The sequence below is a fragment of the Chryseobacterium sp. Marseille-Q8038 genome (assembly GCF_965111995.1).
The window spans coordinates 158,542-180,967 of the sequence record NZ_CBCOPN010000001.1; the positions used below are offsets into that span (position 1 = coordinate 158,542).

General features: G+C 36.7%; 20 protein-coding genes. 10 read left to right on the top strand and 10 right to left on the bottom strand.

What is annotated here, in order from left to right; all coding sequences use genetic code 11:
- Positions 1–7 precede the first annotated feature (7 nt).
- Both ACWPWS_RS00750 and ACWPWS_RS00755 read left to right on the top strand, forming a co-directional pair.
- Positions 8–2,104 (top strand): hypothetical protein, encoded by a 2,097-nt coding sequence (locus ACWPWS_RS00750; protein ID WP_454045147.1) that lies wholly within the window; start codon positions 8–10, stop codon positions 2,102–2,104.
- A gap of 63 nt (positions 2,105–2,167) precedes the next feature.
- The gene (locus ACWPWS_RS00755) at positions 2,168–4,294 is read left to right on the top strand and encodes a DNA topoisomerase 3 (RefSeq protein ID WP_454045148.1); all 2,127 of its coding nucleotides are present in this window, start codon (positions 2,168–2,170) and stop codon (positions 4,292–4,294) included.
- 259 nt (positions 4,295–4,553) lie between these two features.
- Here the strand turns inward: ACWPWS_RS00755 and ACWPWS_RS00760 are convergent, their stop codons facing one another.
- The 3 genes from ACWPWS_RS00760 to ACWPWS_RS00770 all read right to left on the bottom strand — a co-directional run bounded on the left by ACWPWS_RS00760 (position 4,554) and on the right by ACWPWS_RS00770 (position 6,787).
- The gene (locus ACWPWS_RS00760; protein WP_454045149.1) at positions 4,554–5,054 is read right to left on the bottom strand and encodes a hypothetical protein; all 501 of its coding nucleotides are present in this window, start codon (positions 5,052–5,054) and stop codon (positions 4,554–4,556) included.
- A gap of 202 nt (positions 5,055–5,256) precedes the next feature.
- Positions 5,257–6,111, bottom strand: a complete 855-nt coding sequence (locus ACWPWS_RS00765) for a helix-turn-helix domain-containing protein (RefSeq protein WP_454045150.1) — start codon at positions 6,109–6,111, stop codon at positions 5,257–5,259.
- Positions 6,112–6,361: 250 nt separating this feature from the next.
- Positions 6,362–6,787, bottom strand: coding sequence for a hypothetical protein (locus ACWPWS_RS00770; protein ID WP_454045151.1), 426 nt, complete (start codon positions 6,785–6,787; stop codon positions 6,362–6,364).
- 241 nt (positions 6,788–7,028) lie between these two features.
- Between ACWPWS_RS00770 and ACWPWS_RS00775 the strand changes: the two genes are divergently transcribed.
- Together ACWPWS_RS00775 and ACWPWS_RS00780 are read left to right on the top strand one after the other, a co-directional pair.
- Positions 7,029–7,451 carry a PaaI family thioesterase gene (locus tag ACWPWS_RS00775; protein ID WP_454045152.1) on the top strand — a complete coding sequence of 141 codons (423 nt, stop codon included), beginning with the start codon at positions 7,029–7,031 and terminating at the stop codon, positions 7,449–7,451.
- A gap of 118 nt (positions 7,452–7,569) precedes the next feature.
- Complete coding sequence (locus ACWPWS_RS00780; RefSeq protein WP_002977776.1) at positions 7,570–7,914, top strand: phage holin family protein; 345 nt, start codon at positions 7,570–7,572, stop codon at positions 7,912–7,914.
- A 55-nt stretch (positions 7,915–7,969) separates the two neighbouring features.
- Here the strand turns inward: ACWPWS_RS00780 and ACWPWS_RS00785 are convergent, their stop codons facing one another.
- Complete coding sequence (locus tag ACWPWS_RS00785) at positions 7,970–8,224, bottom strand: hypothetical protein (RefSeq protein WP_454045153.1); 255 nt, start codon at positions 8,222–8,224, stop codon at positions 7,970–7,972.
- 276 nt (positions 8,225–8,500) lie between these two features.
- Here ACWPWS_RS00785 and ACWPWS_RS00790 point away from each other — a divergent pair, with 276 nt between their 5' ends.
- Positions 8,501–10,495 carry a prolyl oligopeptidase family serine peptidase gene (locus tag ACWPWS_RS00790; RefSeq protein WP_454045154.1) on the top strand — a complete coding sequence of 665 codons (1,995 nt, stop codon included), beginning with the start codon at positions 8,501–8,503 and terminating at the stop codon, positions 10,493–10,495.
- A gap of 359 nt (positions 10,496–10,854) precedes the next feature.
- A complete protein-coding gene (locus tag ACWPWS_RS00795) occupies positions 10,855–11,346 on the top strand; it encodes a DNA-deoxyinosine glycosylase (protein ID WP_454045155.1) in 492 nt (163 codons plus the stop codon).
- A gap of 559 nt (positions 11,347–11,905) precedes the next feature.
- Here ACWPWS_RS00795 and ACWPWS_RS00800 read toward each other — a convergent pair.
- From ACWPWS_RS00800 to ACWPWS_RS00825, 6 genes are all read right to left on the bottom strand, one after another.
- A complete protein-coding gene (locus ACWPWS_RS00800; RefSeq protein ID WP_454045156.1) occupies positions 11,906–12,937 on the bottom strand; it encodes a phosphotransferase enzyme family protein in 1,032 nt (343 codons plus the stop codon).
- Positions 12,928–13,842, bottom strand: coding sequence for a sugar phosphate nucleotidyltransferase (locus tag ACWPWS_RS00805; RefSeq protein ID WP_454045157.1), 915 nt, complete (start codon positions 13,840–13,842; stop codon positions 12,928–12,930). Before ACWPWS_RS00805 ends, ACWPWS_RS00800 begins: the two co-directional genes overlap by 10 nt.
- A complete protein-coding gene (locus tag ACWPWS_RS00810) occupies positions 13,832–15,229 on the bottom strand; it encodes a Gfo/Idh/MocA family protein (protein ID WP_309512437.1) in 1,398 nt (465 codons plus the stop codon). The genes ACWPWS_RS00805 and ACWPWS_RS00810 overlap by 11 nt, the downstream gene beginning before the upstream one ends.
- 324 nt (positions 15,230–15,553) lie before the next feature.
- Positions 15,554–17,089, bottom strand: a complete 1,536-nt coding sequence (locus ACWPWS_RS00815; protein ID WP_454045158.1) for a M61 family metallopeptidase — start codon at positions 17,087–17,089, stop codon at positions 15,554–15,556.
- A 56-nt stretch (positions 17,090–17,145) separates the two neighbouring features.
- A complete protein-coding gene (locus tag ACWPWS_RS00820) occupies positions 17,146–17,838 on the bottom strand; it encodes an AIM24 family protein (RefSeq protein WP_105680833.1) in 693 nt (230 codons plus the stop codon).
- A gap of 35 nt (positions 17,839–17,873) precedes the next feature.
- A complete protein-coding gene (locus ACWPWS_RS00825; RefSeq protein WP_454045159.1) occupies positions 17,874–18,587 on the bottom strand; it encodes a hypothetical protein in 714 nt (237 codons plus the stop codon).
- A 154-nt stretch (positions 18,588–18,741) separates the two neighbouring features.
- On the opposite strand from ACWPWS_RS00825, the gene queA reads away from it, so the two are divergent.
- From queA to ACWPWS_RS00845, 4 genes are all read left to right on the top strand, one after another.
- Entirely contained in the window at positions 18,742–19,791 is a 1,050-nt protein-coding gene (gene queA, locus ACWPWS_RS00830; protein WP_079242405.1) for a tRNA preQ1(34) S-adenosylmethionine ribosyltransferase-isomerase QueA, read from the top strand.
- Between the two features lie 41 nt (positions 19,792–19,832).
- Positions 19,833–20,180: a four helix bundle protein gene (locus ACWPWS_RS00835; protein WP_454045160.1), complete on the top strand. Its 348-nt coding sequence runs from the start codon at positions 19,833–19,835 to the stop codon at positions 20,178–20,180.
- 32 nt (positions 20,181–20,212) lie between these two features.
- Entirely contained in the window at positions 20,213–21,247 is a 1,035-nt protein-coding gene (gene rlmN, locus ACWPWS_RS00840) for a 23S rRNA (adenine(2503)-C(2))-methyltransferase RlmN (RefSeq protein WP_454045161.1), read from the top strand.
- A 74-nt stretch (positions 21,248–21,321) separates the two neighbouring features.
- Positions 21,322–22,272, top strand: a complete 951-nt coding sequence (locus tag ACWPWS_RS00845; protein ID WP_454045162.1) for a sterol desaturase family protein — start codon at positions 21,322–21,324, stop codon at positions 22,270–22,272.
- Positions 22,273–22,426: the final 154 nt, after the last annotated feature.

Genomic DNA, 22,426 nt, shown 5'->3' on the forward strand with positions numbered 1-22,426 from the left:
CAATATAATGAACCACCCAATCTCTTTTGAAGAAGCATTTGAGGATTTAAAAAAAGAAATAAGTTTATTAACAAAAATTTCTAATGCATCTCAAAGTTCAAGAAAGGAATTAAAAATACTTGTTTACAAAGCAGCTTATATAAGATATGAGTTGTTTAGGTTAGTAAATAAAATAGATGAAAGTAAAGAATTTGTTATTGATATATCTAAAGAAAGTAATTCATCCACATCTTTTGATCTGCTTATGAATATGTATGAGCTTTCAAAAAACATTGAAGTATTGAGATATGATCTTGGACATCAATTTGAATATAGAGGTAATGTGGAAATAATAGACTATACCATTCCTAAAAATATTCATATCCAGAATCTTGAAAAGTCTTATGTATTTTATGGAGAGCGGAAATTATTGTATGACTGTTTTAAACTGATTTATTCGGGTGATATAAAGTTTCAATCATATGTTTATTTATTTCATGCTTACTTGTTGATTAAGGCCCAATTTAGGGCTGAAATTATTCAAGTCAATGACAAAGTAGGTTTCGGTAATTTTTCAATGTATCAGGATAGAAAAGAATTTTTTCTGCCTGATGATTCTATTTATCATACCGCATTTATGAATTTGGCTGTCCATGATACAAAATCACATAGCCAAATTAAGTCTTTTGAATTAAGAGTCGCTCCAAAGGATAGTGTGTTAAAATTAAAATCAAGTTTAGAAGGATATAACAAAGCCTTAGATAAGCAAGCAATATTATCAAAACAATTAAACCGTTCATTATTTGATAATAATAGATTTGATTTAAAAAAGAATAATATATTTTATACAATACATTATATTAAAACAAGAGATAGTAGAAAATATTCCGATTTATCACAAGAAGTATTGTGCAGACATCATGATTTAAGGATAGAAATAAAGAAACAATCTATAGCCATAAGTCAGCTGAGAGAAGGATATTCTGAAATTTCAGATTTGATCAGAGGGATAGATGCTGCATCTAGTGAATTCAATGCAAGTCCGGAAGTTTTTGCACAAGGGTTTCGCTATTTGAAGAATCACAAGATAAAAGGATATTTCAACCATTTAAAAGATAAACTGGAAGAGCCTAAAATATATGCAACTTATCACGCAGGAGAAGATTTTTATGATTTGGTAGATGGTTTGCGTGCCATAGATGAAAGTATCAGATTTTTAAATCTTACACAAGGTGATAGAATTGGGCATGCATTAGCATTAGGAATTGATGTTAAAGAATATTATGATTTCAAGCAGTTTAAGTTGATGTTGCCCAAACAAATGGTTCTGGATAATATTGTTTGGTTATTAGCTAAAATTAGAAAATTTGGAATTGGAATTCATCGAAATGAAGTGAATCGGCTTGAGAAACTGTATGAGAATTTATTTTATGAATTATATACAGCTAATTTTGATAAAGGAAGCTTGCTAGAACAAAAATACATTCATCATACTACTTATTTCGATGCCTGGAAACTTCGAGGCGATGATCCTTATTTATATTTATCAGATTTAAATGAGGATATTTATATAAAACCTAATTTGACTTATTGGGAAAGATGCAGAATCAATGAAGAATATCCCAAGAATAAAAATATTCGAAATAATATAGATATAAAATGTCTTTATCAACAGTATCATTTTAATACAAAAATTAAGAAAGCTGGCGCTCTGATTAAGCAATTTGAAATATCTCATGCTTATATGGAATTGGTGGAAGCTGTTCAGTTTAAAATGATGCATGAATTAAAGAATAAAAATATTGCCATTGAAACTAATCCTACATCAAACTATCTTATTGGAACTTTTAGAAGATACGCAAAACATCCAATTACTAAATTTTTTAATTTAGGACTAGAGCTAGATCACGAAAAAATAAGGAATTGTCCACAACTTTCAGTATCTATAAATACTGATGACCAAGGAATTTTTTCTACCTCTTTAGAAAATGAGTTTGCATTGATGGCAATTGCTCTAGAAAAAGAAAAAGATGAGAATGGAGATTTGAAATATAACTCTTCTATGATTTATGAATGGTTGGAAAGAGTGAGATTAATGGGTATAGGTCAGAGTTTCAATACTTAGAGCTAAATTAGCAAAATCCAAAAAAAATCCCGATTTTTGCACTCCTTCAATAAATCCGAGTTCATGAAATTATGTATTGCCGAGAAACCCAGTGTTGCCAGAGATATCGCCAAAGTATTGGGCGCTACCACGCCTAAACAAGGCTATATGGAAGGAAACGGCTATTGCGTGACATGGACGTTCGGACACCTTTGTACCCTGAAAGAACCTCATGACTACGGCCCACAGTTCAAATCCTGGAACCTATTTTCACTGCCGATTATTCCCAACAGTTTTGGAATCAAGCTGATCCCGAATAAAGGCGTTGAAAATCAGTTTAAAGTCATTGAAAAATTGGTCGAAGAATGTGATGAGGTCATCAACTGCGGGGATGCCGGGCAGGAGGGAGAACTCATCCAGCGTTGGGTATTGCAGAAAGCAAAATGTAACAAACCCATCCAGCGTTTATGGATATCTTCATTGACGGAAGATGCTATTAAAGAAGGTTTTGCAAGCTTAAAACCTGCAGAAGATTATAAAAATCTGTATCTGGCCGGAAATGCCAGAGCTATCGGAGACTGGCTGTTGGGAATTAATGCGACCAGACTTTTTACCAAGAAGTTTGGGGGAAATAAAGCCGTTCTTTCCATTGGAAGGGTACAAACTCCCACATTGGCCATGCTGGTGCAGCGTCAGAAAGAAATTGATGCCTTTACCACAGAAGAGTATTGGGAACTGAAAACCAAATATCGTGACGTTCTTTTCAATGCAGCGATTGACCGTTTAAAAACCTTGGAACGAGCTGAAAAAGGATTGGAATATCTTAAAGTCAACCCATTTGAGATCGTTTCTTTCGAAATTAAAGAGGGAAAAGAAAAAAATCCACGACTTTTCGACCTGACCGGACTTCAGGTAGAAGCCAATAAAAAATACGGTTATTCAGCAGAAAATACGCTGAATTATATCCAAAGTCTTTATGAAAAGAAGCACGTAACCTATCCGCGTGTTGATACCACTTATCTATCCGAGAGCTTATATCCGAAAATAACAGGTATTCTTCAGAAAATGTATCCTTATCAGGAGCTGATTGCTCCGTTACTGGAAGCTCCGATTCCAAAATCAAAGGCTGTTTTCGACGATACAAAAGTAACCGATCACCATGCGATCATTCCTACGGAAATCCCACCTTCTCAAAATCTGAGCAGGGAAGAAAAACTGATTTATGATCTGATTGCCAAACGTTTTATTGCCGTTTTCTATCCGGAATGTAAAATTTCAAATACATTGGTGGAAGGAAAAGTAGGAACGATTCCTTTTAAAACCAGTGGAAGACAGGTACTTGAAGCAGGATGGAGAGCTGTTTATGCCAAAGAACCTAAAGAAGAAACTGCCGATAAAGACAAAGAAAAAGAGGAAGAACAAACTATTCCTGAATTTATCGTAGGAGAAACCGGACCACACGATCCTATGATTCACCAGGGAAAAACAACACCTCCCAAACCTTATACCGAAGCAACACTGCTGAGAGCCATGGAAACTGCCGGAAAACAGGTAGAAGATGAAGAGTTGCGTGAAATGCTGAAGAACAACGGTATCGGAAGACCATCCACCCGTGCCAACATCATTGAAACCCTTTTCAAAAGAAAATACATTGAGAAAAAAAGAAAAAACCTCATCGCTACCCAAACCGGAATTCAGTTGATTGATACCATCGAAGACGAGCTGTTAAAAAGTCCGGAACTGACAGGTGAATGGGAATCCAAACTTCGTAAAATTGAAAAAGGAGAGTATGAAGCCAACCTGTTCAAAGAAGAATTGATTCAGATGGTTACCGAACTTACTGAAAAAGTGGTGTACGGAAAAGGAAAAGTGATTACCCTTCAGGAAGAAGAAAAAGAAGAAGTAAAGGAAAAGAAAAAAAGAGAGCCTGCACAGAAAAAAGAACTTCAGTCCTGGGAAGAAACGAAATGCCCGAAATGCAAAGAACACAACCTGATCAAAGGAAAAACAGCAGTAGGATGTTCCGATTTTAAAAACTGCGGTTTCAAAATTACCTTTGAAATTTTCGGTAAAAAATTGTCTGATAAGCAGCTTTTAGACCTTGTGTTAAAGGGAAAAACCTCAAAATTGAAAGGCTTTACCACACATCCGGAAAATCTTGCAGAAGGTGTTTTGACTTTGAGTGATGATTTTCAGGTGCAACTTGGTTAATGACTTCACACTGATAGATGATACAATTTTAGACACGACCACATTTTATCGGAGATAAAATCTTTGCGCCTTAAAAATATACAATTTGGAAAACAACTTGCGCCTTTGCGTTATCCAACAATCTTCCGGCTTTTCATTTATACAGAGATTCCTACGGAATGACAAACTGTACGGATAAACTAAGCGTTGTATTTGTCATTCCGTAGGAATCCAGCCCTACCTTCTATACTTTTACCATCTTTGTCACAATAGAAATGCCCTACTGAAGACGTGAAATTTCAACATTCTCTTTTTTCTGCTTCATAAACTGAAAGATTGATCCAATCACAAAAAGCAGGAAAACAACAAGAAGTGTCTGGCCAATTACCGGATCTTTGATATCCTTAGCCAAAGGATGCCCAATGGGAACCCTCGTAAAGGTCTCATTAATTGTGGGAACCAATGATAGGAAAAAACTGAATGACAGCAAAAAATTCTCAAAATATCTTGCTTTCCCGACATGCTTTTTATTGGAGAAAAGGAAATACGCAATGCATATCAGAAAAATAATAAATAAGGAAAATACATGCCCTGCATTGAAACCTCCTGCCTTAGAAATTCCCAAAGCTGAAAGTGATGTAATGGCGGTTGCATACAAGTATATTTTTCCGGACCGCTGAGCGAGATTGATTTTACCATATTTAATAAACCCTGTGATGGCCCCTGCAAGGGCAGCTATACCGATAATGGTATGAAAAATTCCTAAACCTGATAGATTCATATTGATTGTATTTTAAATTGATACATTTTCAGTTGTAATGACAGGTATATTTCTGTTCCCTGTAACTGATGGTACAAATTTGCGATAGATAGACAGAAATGATTTTGTGATTTAGTTCAAGAATTTGAGAGTTTGGTCCAGAAAGAAACATTTCTTATTGAAATAAGAAATAGCGGTGGCATTACCTAAAAATGCTCCTCAATTATTTCCCCTTTTGTTCCTGGCGATAATTTGAAGGAGTAACACGATATTTATCACTGAAGTTTTTTGTAAAAGTAGCCAGATCATTGAATCCGCATTCAAATGCGATATCAGTAATCCGTTCATCTGATAGTAAAAGCAGTTCGGCCGCTTTTTCCAGCTTTTTGTTTCTTATATAGTTGGCGGGCGTATCACTATATAACTTGGTGAATTCTCTTTTGAAGGATGATAGGCTCAGATTGCTTTGCTCTGCAAGTTGTTCAATGGTGAGCTGTGAAAATAAATTAGCCTCAATGATCTGCTTGAAAGAATAAGTTGTGGGAGAAAACAGTTGTGACAGGATCAGCTGAATAGCTTTAGCATTCTGGGATTGAGCCAGCAACAACATAATTTCTTTTAATTTAAGAATTAATATATCTTCATTAACGAGGGAAGGATTTTCAAAATAGAAGAGCAGTCCTTCTACATATTTTTGAATCAGAAAATCATTATTTATTTTCTCATTGGATTGGTTCGAGACCATATTTGCTGGTTTTTGCAGCAATACAGGAAGTTCCCTGTCATAGATTTTTTTAAGAATATCCGGATAGAAAGTAACGATGACGATTTCACAATGCTCCTCCGATTCTGAGTTTTGAATATACTTTCCGGAGCTGATACAATTAAGAAACAGTGAATAATTAGTAGAAATAGTAAACTCCTGTTCTGCTGTTTTATATTGAAATTCTCCTTTAATAACATACAGAAAGCAAGCCTGCTCAGAAACCGGGAAATCAGATCTGAATGGCGCTTTAAGATCAATCTTCTGTAATAAAGGTTTTCCAAACAGTTCGTGTTTTTTGTAATCATTTAGCATAATGAAGGAGTTTCGTTTTTGAATTCAATACTATGAAAAGTTAAACAATTTGCTCTGTAAAAAACGAGTCAACAACAAATATACACAGTCATTCTCTGAAAAGCTCAATTTATGCAGTTTAGATCTCTACGGAATGACAAACTATGTGGATAAACTAAGCGGTATACTTGTCATTCCGTAGGAATCCAGCCTTATGTTTTCACAGTTTTTTTATATAAATATTCCAAGAGACGAAGTGAGAATTCATAGGTTACCGGAACAACCTCTCATACCAGCCTCCAACATCACTTTTAATCTCTTCATGATGCTTACATAAAATAACTGCCAGTTCCAGTTCTGATCTATCCGATTTATAAGGATTCAAAGTAAGAAATCCAAAGAAATTTCCGTCCTGATCCAGAATTGCCGGAGGATAAGAAGCATAGGAATTCCATGGAGAATACACGCTGTAGGTACTCCCATAATTTCCATACGGATTCCAGATGGATTTTGAACTGAAGACATTTCCGTAATCGCTGAACTTATTCCAGATCGAATTTTTATCAAAATTATCACAGTTTAGGCATCCCAGATACTGATCCTGATCTGCACCGCCATACAAATGTAATGTTTGTGCCTGAAAACAGAATCCTGCCAATAAACCTAAAAGTTGTAAAAACCTTTTTAAACCCATCATAAAGCTTTCCTGCAAATCTAACCTTTTGAACTGAAAAATTTTGATTATTGCTGAACAAAACGACACAAAAAAAACGTTACAGGTTTTCAATACCTATAAGATTTAAATATTCATATAGAGATCAAAGAGCAGCATAAGTTTATATCAGTTCCCTCAAAGCTTCCTGCCACTGGAAATTTTTAATCTTTAAATTCTTTAATCTTTAAATCAATTTCTACCTTTACATTCAAATTCAAAAGTAATGACACCAGAGAAAAGAAAACTCATCACAGACAGCTTCAACCGTTCGGAAACCTTGAAATTCTACAAAGCAGAACTGCTGGGAGTAGAAACCGATTTTATATCCATGAAGATCCCTAAAATGGAAATGATGACCAGAAAAGCAGGAATGTTTAACGGAGCGATGATCGCTTCTTTGGTTGATGTTTCTTCAGGATATGCCGCTGTAAGCCATTATCCGGAAGATTGTTATGTAGTGACTGTTGAGTTGAAAGTGAATTACCTTCGTCCTGCCATGGGTGATGCTTTGGTTTCAAAATCTTATGTTATCAAAGGTGGAGGTAAAATTGTTGTTGTGAGGACAGAAATTTATGTTCAGAGTGAAGGTTCGGACTCAGAAAGTCATGTAGCGACCTCATTAGTCACCATGATGAAAATAAAATAAGACGTTACGGGAAATAAAAGACAAAATATTCCTTAAATAAAGGGTTTCACGGAATTCTTTTTTTTGAAATGGAATGGCTTTTGCTCCATATCCCCCATAAACATTAAAAAATATCACAATGAACTTAATTATCCGACTATTTATTACGGCAATTGTAGCTTATCTTTTAACAAAAATTTTACCGGGAGTACATTTTGAAGGATTTTCTTCAGCCATTATCTTTGCTATTGTGCTTGGGGTTCTTAACATATTTGTAAAGCCTATTTTAAGTCTGTTCGGCCTTCCGTTGACCATTCTTACCTTAGGGTTCTTTGCTTTGGTAATCAATGCCGCAATTGTCCTGATTGCAGACTATTTTATAGATAGCATGGTTGTAGATGGCTTCTGGTGGGCATTTATCTTCAGTATATTATTGTCAATTGTAACCTCTCTGGCGAACTCAATGTTCTCAGATGGAGATTAAAATATACATCATGATCTTATAAAATAGGCTGTCCATTTGGACAGCCTATTCTTTTTTAACAGTTCTTTTTAATCCATTTTATACAATCTTCATAAGTTCGTACCTGGTTGTCTGTTTTCATGTAAGGGGCATTAATTGGTTCGTTTTCTGCAATTTTTGCCATAATCTGTTCCAGGGTTCTGCCTGCAAAGTTGACTCTTGTTTCCTGTATGGATCCATATTTGAAATGGCCTTCATGAACGTGCCAAAGATTGGGAGCGCCTGCGTCTACACGCGTTGCTTTAAAATCGCCTGTGTCTGGTGTACTCATAATGTAAAATTTTAATTAGGTTGTTATTGATTATATCGGACGTCTGATATTGTAAATTTCAGTATTTGAAATAGGCAGGGTAACAGAGAAAATCCCCATATTTAAAAATTAGGTGTTTTCCCCGAAAAGAACTTACCCATGAAAAAAGAATTTTAATGTTAATTCTTTCGTCCATTTTTATTTTAAATATTAACTTTGGCAATCTTTGAATTTAATAAAAGGATATTATGAAATCACTGCGATTTCATAGATCCGTTAAAAAATGAATATCAACATATGAAACTTAAGTACAGTCTGCTGGCTTTGGCAACTCCGCTTTTAATGAATGCACAACAAGTAATGACGCCTGAAATTCTTTGGACTTTGAAAAAAGTTGGGGTACAGGCAGTTTCACTAGATCAGGGTTCCCTTATCTATAAAGTAGGGCAGGTAGATCTGAAAACAGAGAAAACGAAAAACGAGAACTATTTTCTGAATGTTCTTAATCATCAGTCTTCTAAAATTGATTTCGGTAAAAAAGCCCTTATTCAATGGGATAAAAATGGAATTTATGCGCAGGAAGGTGATAAAATCTATCTTTCTAAAGATGCCGGAAAAACCTGGACAGAATTTTATACGATTGGTGAAGCTGATAACGTTGTAATTTCTCCGGACGGGAAGAAAATAGCTTTCAGCAAGCAGGTATTGGTAGAAAAAGTGATGGGGAAAGATAAATTCAGTGATACTCCTAAAACTACTGCTCAGGTTTACACAGATCTGAACCACAGACACTGGGATTATTTCAATGAAGGAAAATATAACCATGTATTTGTAGTGAATACTGCTGATAAAGTAGAAGGAGCAAAGGATCTTTTGGAAGGAAAAACCTGGGATTCTCCTCAGAGACCTTTTGGAGGTGCTGAAGATTTTATCTGGAGCCCGGATTCTGCACAGCTTTTATATGTTACAAAGCCTAAAAGCGGAAAAGAGTACGCTACAAGTACCAATACAGATATCTTTGCTTACGATTTAGCGTCAGGTACCACCAAAAACCTTACAGAATCAAACAAAGGGTACGATCTTAATCCAAAATTCAGCCCGGATGGAAAATCTTTGATCTGGCAGAGTATGGCCAGAGATGGATATGAAGCAGATAAAAATGATGTGAAAATCCTGGACTGGAAGTCGGGGAAGACCACTAATCTTACTTCTGGCTGGGACGAAAGTGTTTCCGGAGATGTACTTTGGGGAGCAGATTCAAAAACAATCTACTTTACGGCTGCATTCAGAGGAACAAAACAACTTTTCTCACTGGATTCCAAATCAGCAAAAGTACAGCAGATTACCAAAGGAGATTTTGACGTTAATGAAATCTTTACAGATAATAAATCTTCACTTTTAGTAGGAAGAACAGATGTAAACCACGCCACAGAATTGTTCTCTGTAAACATTAAAAATGGAGAAATGAAGCAGGTGACTGAAGCTAATAAAGATACTTATGCTAAGCTGGCTCAAGGGAAATCTGAACTTAAAATGGTGAAAACCTCGGACGGAAAGGAAATGGGAGTTTGGTTCCACTATCCACCGAACTTTGATCCTAATAAAAAATACCCAACATTGGTGTATTGCCAGGGAGGACCACAATCTGCACTGACGCAATATTTCAGCGTAAGATGGAACTTTGCCTTAATGACAGCCAATGATTATATCGTGGTAGCACCAAACAGAAGAGGAATGCCAGGATGGGGAACAAAATGGAATGAAGATATTTCAAAAGATTGGGGTGGACAGCCGATGAGAGACTATCTGGCAGCAACAGATTTTGCGAAAACTTTACCCTATGTAGACGGTGACAGAGTAGCGGCTGTAGGTGCAAGCTATGGAGGATATAGTGTATTTATGCTGGCAGGAATCCATGAAAACAGATTCAAGACCTTCATCGCTCATGACGGATTATTTGATATGAAGTCATGGTATCTGACTACGGAAGAACTTTGGTTTGCAAACTGGGATCTTGGTTCTCCATGGGAGAAACCGCTTCCAAAAGCGTATACGGAATTCAACCCAAGTAATTTTGTAGAAAAATGGAATAAGCCCATCATGATCGTTCAGGGAGGAATTGATTTCCGTGTTCCTTACGAGCAGGGTCAGGAAGCTTTCCAGGCAGCAAAATTAAGAGGATTAAAATCTAAACTGGTTTACTTCCCGAATGAAAACCACTGGGTACTTCATCCACAAAACGGATTGGTATGGCAGAGAGAATTCTTTGATTGGCTGAAGGAAACTTTGTAAGATCAATAATATAAAATATCAATAAATAATAGCGGGCTATTATCCTGAGCGTAGACGAAGGAAGCCCGTTTTTTTTATGATTAAAAATTCCGACGGCTTTAGCCAAAGTCTAAACAACCTGAGTTTAAGATAAGAATTTTCTATTGTAATTAGGTTGGAAGCTGGGAGCTGGGAGCTTGAAGAGGGAAGCTGTTGAGGTTGTAAACAACAATTTTTTCCCTATTTTTAAATAGTAATAATTAATGTATGGCTAATAGTAACTTCCAGCCTCCTTCTTCCAGCTTCCAATAACCTGAATTTATAGATAGGAAATAGTTTAATCAGCATAATCTGGCGAAATAAAATCTCTATATTTGAATATGCAAAACCGTATTTCTTCATTTCCACCCATCATAGATTCTCAGTCTGACATTCTAATTTTAGGATCAATTCCCGGGGTGAAATCATTGGAAAAACAGCAATATTATGCTCATCCTCAAAACAAATTCTGGAAAATCATTTTTGAATTGCTGAACGAAGAATTTACTCATGATTATACTCAAAGAATTGAAACGATAAAGAAACATCATATTGCCCTTTGGGATGTCATTGATTCCTGTGAGAGAAAAGGAAGTCTGGATTCCGAAATCAAAAATGAAGAAGCGAATCAGATTGCTGAGCTGTTGGAAGAACATCCGAATGTTAAAGCTATTTTTTGCAATGGAGGAAAATCCTACAAAAATTTACAGAAAGTGCTTGGGAAAAATTATAAACGACCCATCTTTCTATTGCCCTCTACAAGTCCGCTCCACACTGTTTCCTTTGAAAAGAAACTGGAAGAATGGAAAAGAATTCTGGAGTTTTTGAGATGAGTTTAGTGATTCGGGGTTCGGGATTCGGGTTAGAGGGTTTGAGAGTGGGAGAGTTTGAGTTATAGAGCATAGATTCCTACGGAATGACAAACGGAACGCTTTATCTACGTGTGTACTTTGTCATTCCGTAGGAATCTCAGCATTGTATGTGTTTTTTTCGGTGACAAATCTTGGATTTTTAAGATAAGTTGCGGGATTCGGGATTCGTGGTTCGGGTTAGAGGGTTTGAGAGTGGAGAGTTTGAGTTATAGAGCATAGATTCCTACGGAATGACAAAGAGAACGCTTTATCTATCCATGCACCTTGCCATTCCGTAGGAATCTCAGCATTGTACATATTTTTTCAGTGACGAATCTTGGATTTTAGGGTAAGTTTCGGGATCTGTGGTTCGGGTTTGAGAGTGTGAGAGTTTGAGTTGTAGAGCATAGATTCCTACGGAATGACAAACGGAACGCTTTATCTACGTGCGTACTTTGTCATTCCGCAGGAACCTGTTTTTACTCTATTATTCTCAAACCCTCAAACTCTCAAACCCTCAAACTTTCTGACTCTCCGACTCTCAAACTCCCAAATATTCTCTCAATCCTTTCAACAGCTCCAGTTGGTTTTTAGTCCGGTCTAAATTATGCTCAGGGTATTTCGTAGAATAATAAACACTTCCATTCAGATAATCGGTTAAAAAACGAAGCTCCTGAATATAAATAGCGACTTGTGCAGCATAATCAAGATTGTCAGATTCTTTGGAAGTCAGTTTTTCCTTTAGATAGAATAAAAAGCCTTTTTTTACAGCCTCATACATTTCAGGATTGAAATTGTTTTGGGCACTTCCGTCATCTTCAGGTGTTGTATTGGTGTAGGACTGGATCATCGTTCCAAAATCATACAAAATAGTAGAAATCATCATGGTATCCAGATCAATTACTGCTAATGGGCTGTGATTTTGATCAAAGAGAATATTACTGATTTTTACATCTGCATGAATGATTCTTTTGGGGATCTGATTGTTTTTTTCCATCTCAATCCATTGATCAGGCAAGGGCAGGAGCTGGTTGGTGATTTCTATTTCAGCCTTTGCTTTTTCTCTTAAATGAGGGGCCGCATTTTTTAGTGAGCTTTTATAATCTGCAACTCTCTTCTCAAAATTGAGGAAGTTAGGAAGTGCATCTTCAAGGGCGGGTAATTGTTCAGTATTAACGACGGTAAGGAAATAACTGAAGGTTTTAGCTGCTTCAAAAGCCGTTTGCAAAGACGGAGCGGTAAGAAAAGTAACACTGTTTTCTATGAAGCTTAGCATGCGCCATGGCTGGCCATTTGTATCCTCTACCAGAAGTTTGTGGGTAAGAGAAGGGATAGGCTCAATAATTTGAAACTGATAATTATTTGATCGGAGAACCTCATTAACCATTAAATGATTATTGACGATCACATCAGGCTGTTTGAAGACATGATTGTTAATTTTTTGCAGGATAAACTTCTTCCCCTGATCCTTATCTTCCAGAAGGTAAGTTGTATTGATCAATCCATCAGTGATAGGAGAGAGTTCATAATTATCCGTACCGATAAATTCAATAACAATATCATTTAGCTCCATAAATCTTCCGGGTATCTGTTGTTGTTGATCTCTGAAGTCAGAAAATTTATAATTTCCTTTTTATCATCAGCGTAGGTAACTCCCATCCATTGAGAAGGAGAGGCTTTTACCTTTACTTTTACTCTGTTTTCATCCATCATTCTCTGTACTGCAGAAGGAATATAAAACTCCTGATTCGGTAAAGGATCAGATTCGATGAAATCATAGAAATAAGCTTCCAGATAACAGAAAATGTGAGGATGGAAAATAAAAAAGTTCATGGATACTAAGGTGTCAGGATCCAATTTTATATTTTCTCCGTTTTCAATGTAAACGATGGAGTTGTTTATTCTTTGAATAGATGTTTGTTCCACTACTTTGATCAGATTATTTTCTGAATCCAGCGTACATATTCCTCTGGCTACAGCTCCGTTTCCACTCAATGTAGTACCTACAGGATAAGCAATCATTCCCAACTGTGTATCTGAAATATGATGATGGTTAATTTCATGAGCTGCCAGCTGATAAGCTTCTTTTCCGTAAAAATCATCTGCATTGATCATCACGAAAGGCTCCTGTATCGAATATTTGGCACAAAGAACGGCATGAGCAGTTCCCCATGGTTTTTCTCGATCAGGATAATCAAAACCTTCCAATGAAATGGGAATGCTGTCTATTTCCTGATATACCCAATGCAGTTCAAAATTTTTACTCTTTGAGATGGCATTGAGTCTTTCCATATAATTTTGAGGAATAAGCTTGTTGACGATAATGACTACCTTCTGGAAACCAGCTTCCAATGCGTCAAAGATAGAGTACTCCAAAATCGGCGAACCGTTACCGAGTACCCCATCGATCTGTTTGAGACCTTTATATCTGCTGCCTAATCCGCCTGCTAATATGAGTAATGTTTTCTTAGAACTCATCGGTCATTCCAAATACAGGTTTACGGGTTTTCCATTTTCCATTGGTAAAATCAGGAATATCAACCACCTGACCACCTTTGGCAATAGACTCTTCACTCAATGGGGTAATTGAATACCATAACGCAAGATCATACACATCCATCGGGAATTCTATATTTCGTTTGATACATTCAATAAACGTATTCATGACAAAGAAGTCCATTCCGCCATGTCCTGCTCCGGCAGCAACATTTTCAAACTTCTTCCACATCGGATGATCATATTCTTTCATCCATTTTTCCGTATTGTCCCAACGGTGGGTATGGTTCATTGTTTTTTCAAAATAGATATGTCCCTGGTTGAAATCTCCCCATCCGAAATCCTGCCACAATCCTTCAGTTCCCTGAACTCTGAAACCAAGATCATAAGGTCTCTGTAAACTTGTATCATGCGTAAGAAGGATGGTTTCTCCGTTGGCACAGGCAATCTGTGTGGTTACCACATCTCCCTGATTGAATTTTACTTTCGCGCTAGGATGGTTTTCTCCACCTTTTGGATGTTCAACAACATATTTATGAAGTCCTACCGCTTTTGATGAGAATGATGACAGTCTTGTTAAACGGTTTCCTCTGTTGATATCCATCATCATGGCAACCGGACCTAATCCATGGGTAGGGTAGAGTTCTCCGTTACGTTTCACATAATGTTCTGTTCTCCATTTGGCCTCACTGAATCCTTTTTCTCCAAATTCAGCACCGGAATTGTATGGATTAACTCCATCATTGAAAAGAACACCTCTCAGATCATGCTGATAGCCGCCTCTTCCATGTACCAATTCCCCAAACATTCCTTTACGGACCATATTCAGAATGGCCATAATATCTCTGCGGTAACATACATTCTCCATCATGAAGATAGGAACTTTTGTTTCCTCATATACCTTTACAAACTCCCAGCAGTCCTGAAGTTTTATGGCTCCCGAAACTTCCATGCCCACAATTTTTTTAGCGCGCATAGCTTCCACCCCTTGTGTAAGATGCCATTCCCAAGGGGTCGCAATAACCACAGCGTCTATTGATTTTAATTTTAAAAGATTTCGATAGTCATATTCTCCGTTGGAAAACTCCTGAGCAGCCGGTTTATTATTGTCTTTTAAGATTTTCTGAGAAGCAGCGAGCATCCTTTTTTCAGGATCTGCAAAGGCTACAATCTCTACATCGTTACGTTTTGCCAGTAATTTTACATGTTCCTGGCCACGAAGACCGACACCGATAAACCCGACACGGACTTTTTTATCTGTTTTAAAATCATTTGAATAGGCAAATAAAGAATTGGGTAAAACCAGTGCCCCAAAGCTTGCTAAAGCTGCTGTCTTAAGAAAGTTCCTGCGGGAATTGCTATTGTCCATCTATTTTTTTCTTAAATATATTAAAACTTTTGTAAATCCCGATGGCGTGAGAGATATTAAGTGGGAGGGTTTATGACTTACGGGGTGCGGGGTGCGAGTTAGAAGGTTTTAGAGTAAGAGCGTTGAAATTGTAAGAGTATAGATTCCTACGGAATGGACAACCTAAGCACTTTATGTATCCGCTCACTTTGTCATTCCGTAGGAATCTGGATATTATATATTTATTGTTTGGAAAAGAATTTTATAGTTTTTGGGATGAAAAGGTTTGTGAGCAGGAGAGTATCTTCATTTAACTTTTGCCTCTTTGCCATTTTATCTAAAAATCTATTGATTGATCCAGGCTTTTCTTAGTGCCAGCTGCTTTGAATCCGGATTGGGGAAAGAGGTTACTTTTCCGGTGGCTTCATCATAATTAAAACCTGTTTTTTCCAGATATTCTTTCAACGGAATGGGTTGGGTGCCTTCTACAAAATCTCTGAAGAAAGTGCGTATTTCAGGATAAGTCATTTTGGTAATCTCATCAAAAAGATGGTTATCATCGAAATATTTACCTTCACCATATTTTTTCATAAGCATCTGCATCAGATCCTGAGTTCCCATTTTTCCATGAGAAAGTTCCCTTAGTCTTATATCCAGACACGCTCCGAGCAATGCTCCTTTCTGGTAGAAATTCATATACTGGTCTTGTCTTTCCATAGAGTTTTTACTCATTTCCGTAAAGGACAGTTTATTGTCAAACTCCTTCATGCCCTGTATTTTTTCTTCCAGACTTTTTTCAAAATCTTCCAGGCTGATCATTTTTTGTTTGATAGGCATGTGTATGGTCGCATATTCTGTCATCCCTTCATATAGCCATAAATGTTTAGACATGACAGGGTTCAGAAAGTCATAATGCTGAATTTCTTCTGAATGAATATTGAGAGGAGTAACGATATGAAAAAACTCATGAGAGGCCACTCTGTTTAAAGCATGGGGAAGGAATTTCATACTTCCGGCACGGTACAGGCACAGGGTAGAATGAGAATGCTCCAGTCCGTCTCCCAAATATCCATTTTCATTTGAAGATTCATAATAGATCAGAAAAGCGTATTTATTGACGGGTAATGTTCCACCCAGATAGGCTTGCTGATTTTTCAAAATATTCTCTATTTCACGGGCTATTATTTTTGAATAATGGCGCTCTTTATCGTTATAAAATGATACGAGTACTTCGGTATGGCCTATTTTGATCCATGTAGTATCGGGAACGCAGTATAAAACAGGGGAATCTACCAATTGGCGGTAATCTTTAGCCCAAACTATATCGGTGTTTTTATTTTTCTGTTGATAATTCAAAGCAGAAGAAGCATAGAAACCCTTGTTTTTTGTAACCTTAATCTGGTAGGGATTACCTTTCATTTCTTCAAAATATCCCACCAAAGAATTATAATTGATGACAAAGACACTGTCTTTTTTAAACATCGTTCCCGGAGACTTTGCTTCCTGCTTATTCTTTTCCAAAGAATCCCATCCATCAGCTACCTGATATGATATTTTCTTTACATTCTTAAGATCATGAACCATCCAGCTGTTTTTATCCAAACGCTCGGTTAAGATTTTTTTTCCGTTTTTATCGGTGGCCGTGAAATCAGAAACATACTGTCCGAAATTCATAGCCTGGTAAAATCCGGGAACCAATTTGGGAATAATAAACTTACCTTGTTTAAGATTATTCTTTGGAGGTGAAAATGAAACCCGGACTTCATCATTAGACAGGTGAAGCAGATCTATATGGTATTCGTAATTTTTCTTTGCTTTTTGGGCAATCATTATATTAGGAAATATAATCATCACGAAAAATAGCTTTATAAGAGTATTCATGAGCTGTAATTTTAATGACTACGAAAATTCTAAATCACTTCTAAGGATTGTCTGTTTTATTTTTCCATGTAGTATACCTCTTCATAAGGCTGAATCAGTACCCATCCGTGTCCTGAAAATTTCATCTGGAATTCTTCTCCGCTTCCTCTGCCAATAAGACTTTTGAGAGAAACGTTGGTTTTCAGTTCCGGGCTTAGATTTCCGGACCATGCAACAGTGGCATTAGGATCAGTGAAGACTGGGGTATCGGGAGTTACCAATAAAGTAAGCGGATCTCCATGAGTGGTAATGGCAATATGTCCTGTACCTGAAAGCTTTACCTGGAAAAGACCTCCGGACATCATTCCTGCAATGCTTTTCAGCATGGTGATATCACTTTTTACGCTTTGTTCGTGGGCAAGAACGTCATTTCCGTTTACACAAACTGATTCATTATTCAGATAAAGAATACGGACTTTCTTTCCGGAATCGGCTACATATAATTTTCCGGTTCCTTCTGCTTTCATAAGTTTGCTTCCTTCACCACTGATTGCTTTTTTCAAAAGATTTCCAATTCCTCCAGCCAGCATTCCCTGTCTTTCAAAATTGATATTACCTACATAACTTACCATACTTCCTTTTTTTGTCCATACCGCCTGATTATTAAGGTTGATTTCAAGAAGGTGTTTTGTTTCCAGTTCAAAATAATCTCTTTGCTGCGGATTCTCTTTTGTCTCGTTGATAAATGCTTCTATTGAATATTTACTCATTATAATATTTTTAATGTGTTGTTTTTACTATGTTATTATCTTGGTTTGTCGAGTTTATACTCCCGTTTGTTACTTTTAGGATTCAGATCTACAAATTCATAGTCTTCAAAACGGGCAAGTTTGGCATTAAATATTTCTGCCGCTTTTTCTAATGACCATGTTTTGGGATAATGAAAACCTTCGAACTCAGCATTGAAGATTTGTGCTTTGAAATCATGGGAAAACTCCTCATCACCCGCATAGGTCAATGCTATTTTACCTGTCCATGTGATATCATATTGATGGTCACCTGTTTTTAAGAACCGGATGTGATGACCTGCACAGCTGTCATGTCCCAGCAGATAAATATTGAAGGCAAGATTGTCGTCATCAAAATGTTTTTCAGACGGCAAATCATTGCTGAAAAGATCATTTTTAATGACAGTATCGAAATCCAGTTTTTCACCGGGTTTATCAATTCTGATTCCTTTCTCTTCACCCCAATAATTTGACGATAATATGCAGGCGTGATAATTTCCCCACACTATTTTGGAGTCCCAGTCAGACAAATCTTCATTTTCTTCCTCACTGTTTTCCTCATCATCGGCATAATAATTTTCAGTTTTTAGATGAAAATCAAACCAGATAGATCCATACTCATCAATCCTTCCGCTCCAGCTGAATGTTTCAATTTTATGACCATTAGGATACGGATTATCAATGAAGTATATTTTACTTACAGATTCCATATTGAATTTTAATTTTCTCAAAAATACTATTTTTAAGCCTTTAAAAACCCCGTAAAATCACGGTTTTATATTTGATTGTAAATAATACTTGACAAAGGGGTATTCAATGTCGTATATTTGCACTCCGAAAATTACACCTTGTAATTTCAATAATTTTTAAACCGTAATTTAAAAAATGAAAACATCAGATTTTAATTTTGATCTTCCTGCGGAATTATTAGCAGAACACCCATCAGAGCACAGAGACGAAGCTAGATTAATGGTACTTGATAGAAAAACACAAACTATCGAGCACAAATTATTCAAAGATGTAGTGGATTATTTTGATGAAGAAGATTTGTTCATCTTCAACAATACTAAAGTTTTCCCTGCACGTCTTTACGGAAATAAAGAAAAAACAGGTGCTAAAATTGAAGTTTTCTTATTAAGAGAACTTGATAAAGAAACCAGAGTTTGGGACGTTTTGGTAGATCCTGCAAGAAAAATCAGAATTGGTAACAAATTATTCTTCACAGAAGATGAGTCTTTGGTAGCTGAAGTTATTGATAACACTACTTCGAGAGGAAGAACATTAAGATTCTTATTCGACGGTTCTTACGACGAATTCAGAACGAAACTAAAAGAATTGGGAGAAACTCCGCTTCCAAAATATATCAAAAGAGCAGTAGAGCCGGAAGATGCAGAAAGATATCAGACGATCTATGCTAAAGTAGAAGGAGCGGTGGCTGCACCTACAGCTGGTCTTCACTTCTCTAAACATTTGATGAAGAGATTAGAGATCAAAGGAATCAATTTTGCTGAAGTTACCCTTCACGTAGGATTAGGAACATTCAACCCAATTGAGGTAGAAGATCTTTCTAAGCACAAAATGGAGTCTGAAGAGATCATCATTGATGAGAAAAATGCTGCGATTATCAACAAAGCAGTAGAAACTCACAGAAGAGTTTGTGCAGTAGGTACTACTACTATGAGAGCATTGGAAACTTCTGTTTCTTCAAACAAAAAAATCTCTGCTTTCAACGGATGGACTAATAAATTCATTTATCCACCTCACGATTTCGGAGTTGCGAACTCAATGATCACCAACTTCCACACACCGAAGTCTACTTTGATTATGATGATTGCTGCATTTGCAGGAAGAGATTTCATCATGCATGCTTATGAAGAAGCCGTAAAAGAAAAGTATAAATTCTATTCTTACGGTGATGCAATGTTAATTCTTTAAAAAAAGTAAAAAGAGCCAAGTTAAAGGTAATACAAGTAGAAATGAGACAAAATGATTTACTTATCAGAACTTTTACATTTGGAGTGAAGTGTCTTAAGTTTTTAAGAACGCTCCCCAATGATTCTGAAAGTAAATTAATAAGATTCCAGCTCGGAAAATCAGCTACTTCAATAGGCGCTAATTATGAAGAATCCCAGGCAGGATCTTCTAAAGCAGATTTTAAAAATAAAGTAAAAATTGCTTTAAGAGAAGCTAGAGAAAGTCATTTCTGGCTTCGGGTTTTAGAAGAACTGGATGGTTATGATTCTGAGGAATTTAAAGCTTTATTGAATGAAAGTAACGAATTGAAAAACATTTTGGCTGCAATAGTTAACAATACTAAACTTTAAACCTTTTACTTTTAACTTGGCTCTTTAATATTATGAAAGATATCCGTATATTATCATTAGACCAGCTTAAAGACTATTTCGTATCTTTAGGAGAGAAACCGTTTCGTGCGAAACAGGTCTATGACTGGTTATGGAGTAAAAACCTCCATTCGATTGACGAAATGACGAATCTTTCCAAATCACTGCGTGAGAGAATTTCGGAAGAATATACCATTAATCCTGTTTCCGTAGACCTTCTTCAAAAAAGCTCTGACGGAACCATCAAAAACGGAGTGAAACTTCATGATGGGCTGATGGTGGAATCTGTTCTTATTCCTACAGAAACAAGAACAACGGCCTGTGTATCTTCTCAGGTAGGATGCTCATTAAACTGTGAATTTTGCGCTACAGCAAGACTGAAAAGAATGAGAAACCTTGAAGTAGCTGAGATTGTAGATCAGGTAGCCCTGATTGACAGCCAGAGCAGAATGTATTTCGACAGACCACTTTCCAATATCGTATTTATGGGTATGGGAGAGCCGATGATGAATTACAAAAACGTAGTGGAAGCCATCAAAAAAATTACCCAGCCGGAAGGATTGGGAATGTCTCCAAGAAGAATTACCGTTTCTACATCCGGTATACCTAAAATGATCAAAATGCTTGCAGATGATGAATTGCGTGTGAAGCTTGCTTTATCTCTTCACTCTGCTATTGAATCAAAGCGTAATGAGATCATGCCTTTCTCTGATAAATTCCCGTTAACGGATATTATGGAGGCGCTTCAGTACTGGTATCAAAAGACAGGTTCTGTCATTACTTTTGAATACTGTGTCTGGAAAGGAATCAATGATGGGGATGAAGATATCAAAGCTTTAATCAAATATTGCAAACAGGTTCCTTCAAAAGTAAACCTTATTCAATACAACCCGATTGGGGACGGAAAATATGATCAGTGCAACAAACAGGCAGAAGAAAATTATATCCGACAGCTTGAAAATGCAGGGGTTACTGTGATGGTCAGAAGAAGCCGTGGAGGTGATATTGATGCGGCTTGCGGACAGTTGGCCAACAAAACAACAGATTAAAATTTCCTTAAAAAAAGCCTAAGGTTTTCTTAAAACATGGGCTAAAACCCTACCTTTGCACAAATTATTTTGTGATGATGGATTTTTTAATGAGCGAGGATGGGCTGGAAAATGTGTATGCTTGGTCTATTCCATTGCATGCTACTGTTATTTTAGCTGAAATGATTTACAGTCACGTTTCAGAAGCTAAGCTCTATAGTGGAAAAGATCTGGCTACCAATGTTTATCTGGCATTGATGAATTTTGGTCTTGACCTTATCATGAAGGCATTTGCCATGGGCGTAATGTTTTTCTTTTACAATCACAGACTTCTTTCATGGGATCTTAGTATATGGTATCTGCTGGCATGCTTTATCATCACAGATTTTGCCTATTATGTGCTGCATTATGTGGATCACCGTTCCAGAGCATTCTGGGCAGTTCATATCACGCACCACAGTTCAGAATATTTTAACCTTACCACAGGATTCAGAAGCCCTGTACTACAGCCGCTTTACAGATATTTGTATTTTTCACCGCTCGCATTTTTAGGATTTAATCCATGGCATATTATGGTAGCATACGCTATCGGGCAGGTGTACGGGACGTGGGTGCATACGCAGACCGTGAAGAAAATGGGATTTTTAGAATATATCCTGGTGACTCCTTCTCACCATCGTGTACATCATGCATGCAATGTAAAATACCTGGATAAAAATATGGGGATGTGTCTGATTATTTGGGATAAAATATTCGGAACCTTTCAGAAAGAAGATCCCAATATTCCTGTAAAATACGGAATCTATCCTAAAATGCCCGATAACAGACCGGATACGGTTCTTTTTTATGAATGGAGAAAAATCTGGAAAGATCTGAAGCAGCCGGGATTAAAATTCACGGACAGAATTAATTATATTTTCAATTCACCGGGATGGAGACATGACGGAACCGGAAAAACAGTAAAGCAATACCAGAAAGAGTATTTTGCAAAACAGGCTAAAAAGAAAGAACAACAGCTAAATCAGAAAGAGCAGAAATCTGCTTAACTTTTGATTTAAAATCAATAGAAATCTAAGGGAAAAGCGGGCTATTTTAGTCCGCTTTTCTATTTTAGGAAGATGATGGCAAAAGTTGAAAGTAACAGATAAAAGGTAAAAGAGCCAAGTAATTTGTAAATGAACCATTTCATCCTCAAAATCT

Bases quoted from the DNA above. Each gene is read 5' to 3' on its own strand.
- ACWPWS_RS00750 (WP_454045147.1), top strand. From the start codon at position 8: ATGAACCACCCAATCTCTTTTGAAGAAGCATTTGAGGATTTAAAAAAA.
- ACWPWS_RS00755 (WP_454045148.1), top strand. From the start codon at position 2,168: ATGAAATTATGTATTGCCGAGAAACCCAGTGTTGCCAGAGATATCGCC.
- ACWPWS_RS00760 (WP_454045149.1), bottom strand. From the start codon at position 5,054: ATGAATCTATCAGGTTTAGGAATTTTTCATACCATTATCGGTATAGCT.
- ACWPWS_RS00765 (WP_454045150.1), bottom strand. From the start codon at position 6,111: ATGCTAAATGATTACAAAAAACACGAACTGTTTGGAAAACCTTTATTA.
- ACWPWS_RS00770 (WP_454045151.1), bottom strand. From the start codon at position 6,787: ATGATGGGTTTAAAAAGGTTTTTACAACTTTTAGGTTTATTGGCAGGA.
- ACWPWS_RS00775 (WP_454045152.1), top strand. From the start codon at position 7,029: ATGACACCAGAGAAAAGAAAACTCATCACAGACAGCTTCAACCGTTCG.
- ACWPWS_RS00780 (WP_002977776.1), top strand. From the start codon at position 7,570: ATGAACTTAATTATCCGACTATTTATTACGGCAATTGTAGCTTATCTT.
- ACWPWS_RS00785 (WP_454045153.1), bottom strand. From the start codon at position 8,224: ATGAGTACACCAGACACAGGCGATTTTAAAGCAACGCGTGTAGACGCA.
- ACWPWS_RS00790 (WP_454045154.1), top strand. From the start codon at position 8,501: ATGAAACTTAAGTACAGTCTGCTGGCTTTGGCAACTCCGCTTTTAATG.
- ACWPWS_RS00795 (WP_454045155.1), top strand. From the start codon at position 10,855: ATGCAAAACCGTATTTCTTCATTTCCACCCATCATAGATTCTCAGTCT.
- ACWPWS_RS00800 (WP_454045156.1), bottom strand. From the start codon at position 12,937: ATGGAGCTAAATGATATTGTTATTGAATTTATCGGTACGGATAATTAT.
- ACWPWS_RS00805 (WP_454045157.1), bottom strand. From the start codon at position 13,842: ATGAGTTCTAAGAAAACATTACTCATATTAGCAGGCGGATTAGGCAGC.
- ACWPWS_RS00810 (WP_309512437.1), bottom strand. From the start codon at position 15,229: ATGGACAATAGCAATTCCCGCAGGAACTTTCTTAAGACAGCAGCTTTA.
- ACWPWS_RS00815 (WP_454045158.1), bottom strand. From the start codon at position 17,089: ATGAATACTCTTATAAAGCTATTTTTCGTGATGATTATATTTCCTAAT.
- ACWPWS_RS00820 (WP_105680833.1), bottom strand. From the start codon at position 17,838: ATGAGTAAATATTCAATAGAAGCATTTATCAACGAGACAAAAGAGAAT.
- queA (WP_079242405.1), top strand. From the start codon at position 18,742: ATGAAAACATCAGATTTTAATTTTGATCTTCCTGCGGAATTATTAGCA.
- ACWPWS_RS00835 (WP_454045160.1), top strand. From the start codon at position 19,833: ATGAGACAAAATGATTTACTTATCAGAACTTTTACATTTGGAGTGAAG.
- rlmN (WP_454045161.1), top strand. From the start codon at position 20,213: ATGAAAGATATCCGTATATTATCATTAGACCAGCTTAAAGACTATTTC.
- ACWPWS_RS00845 (WP_454045162.1), top strand. From the start codon at position 21,322: ATGATGGATTTTTTAATGAGCGAGGATGGGCTGGAAAATGTGTATGCT.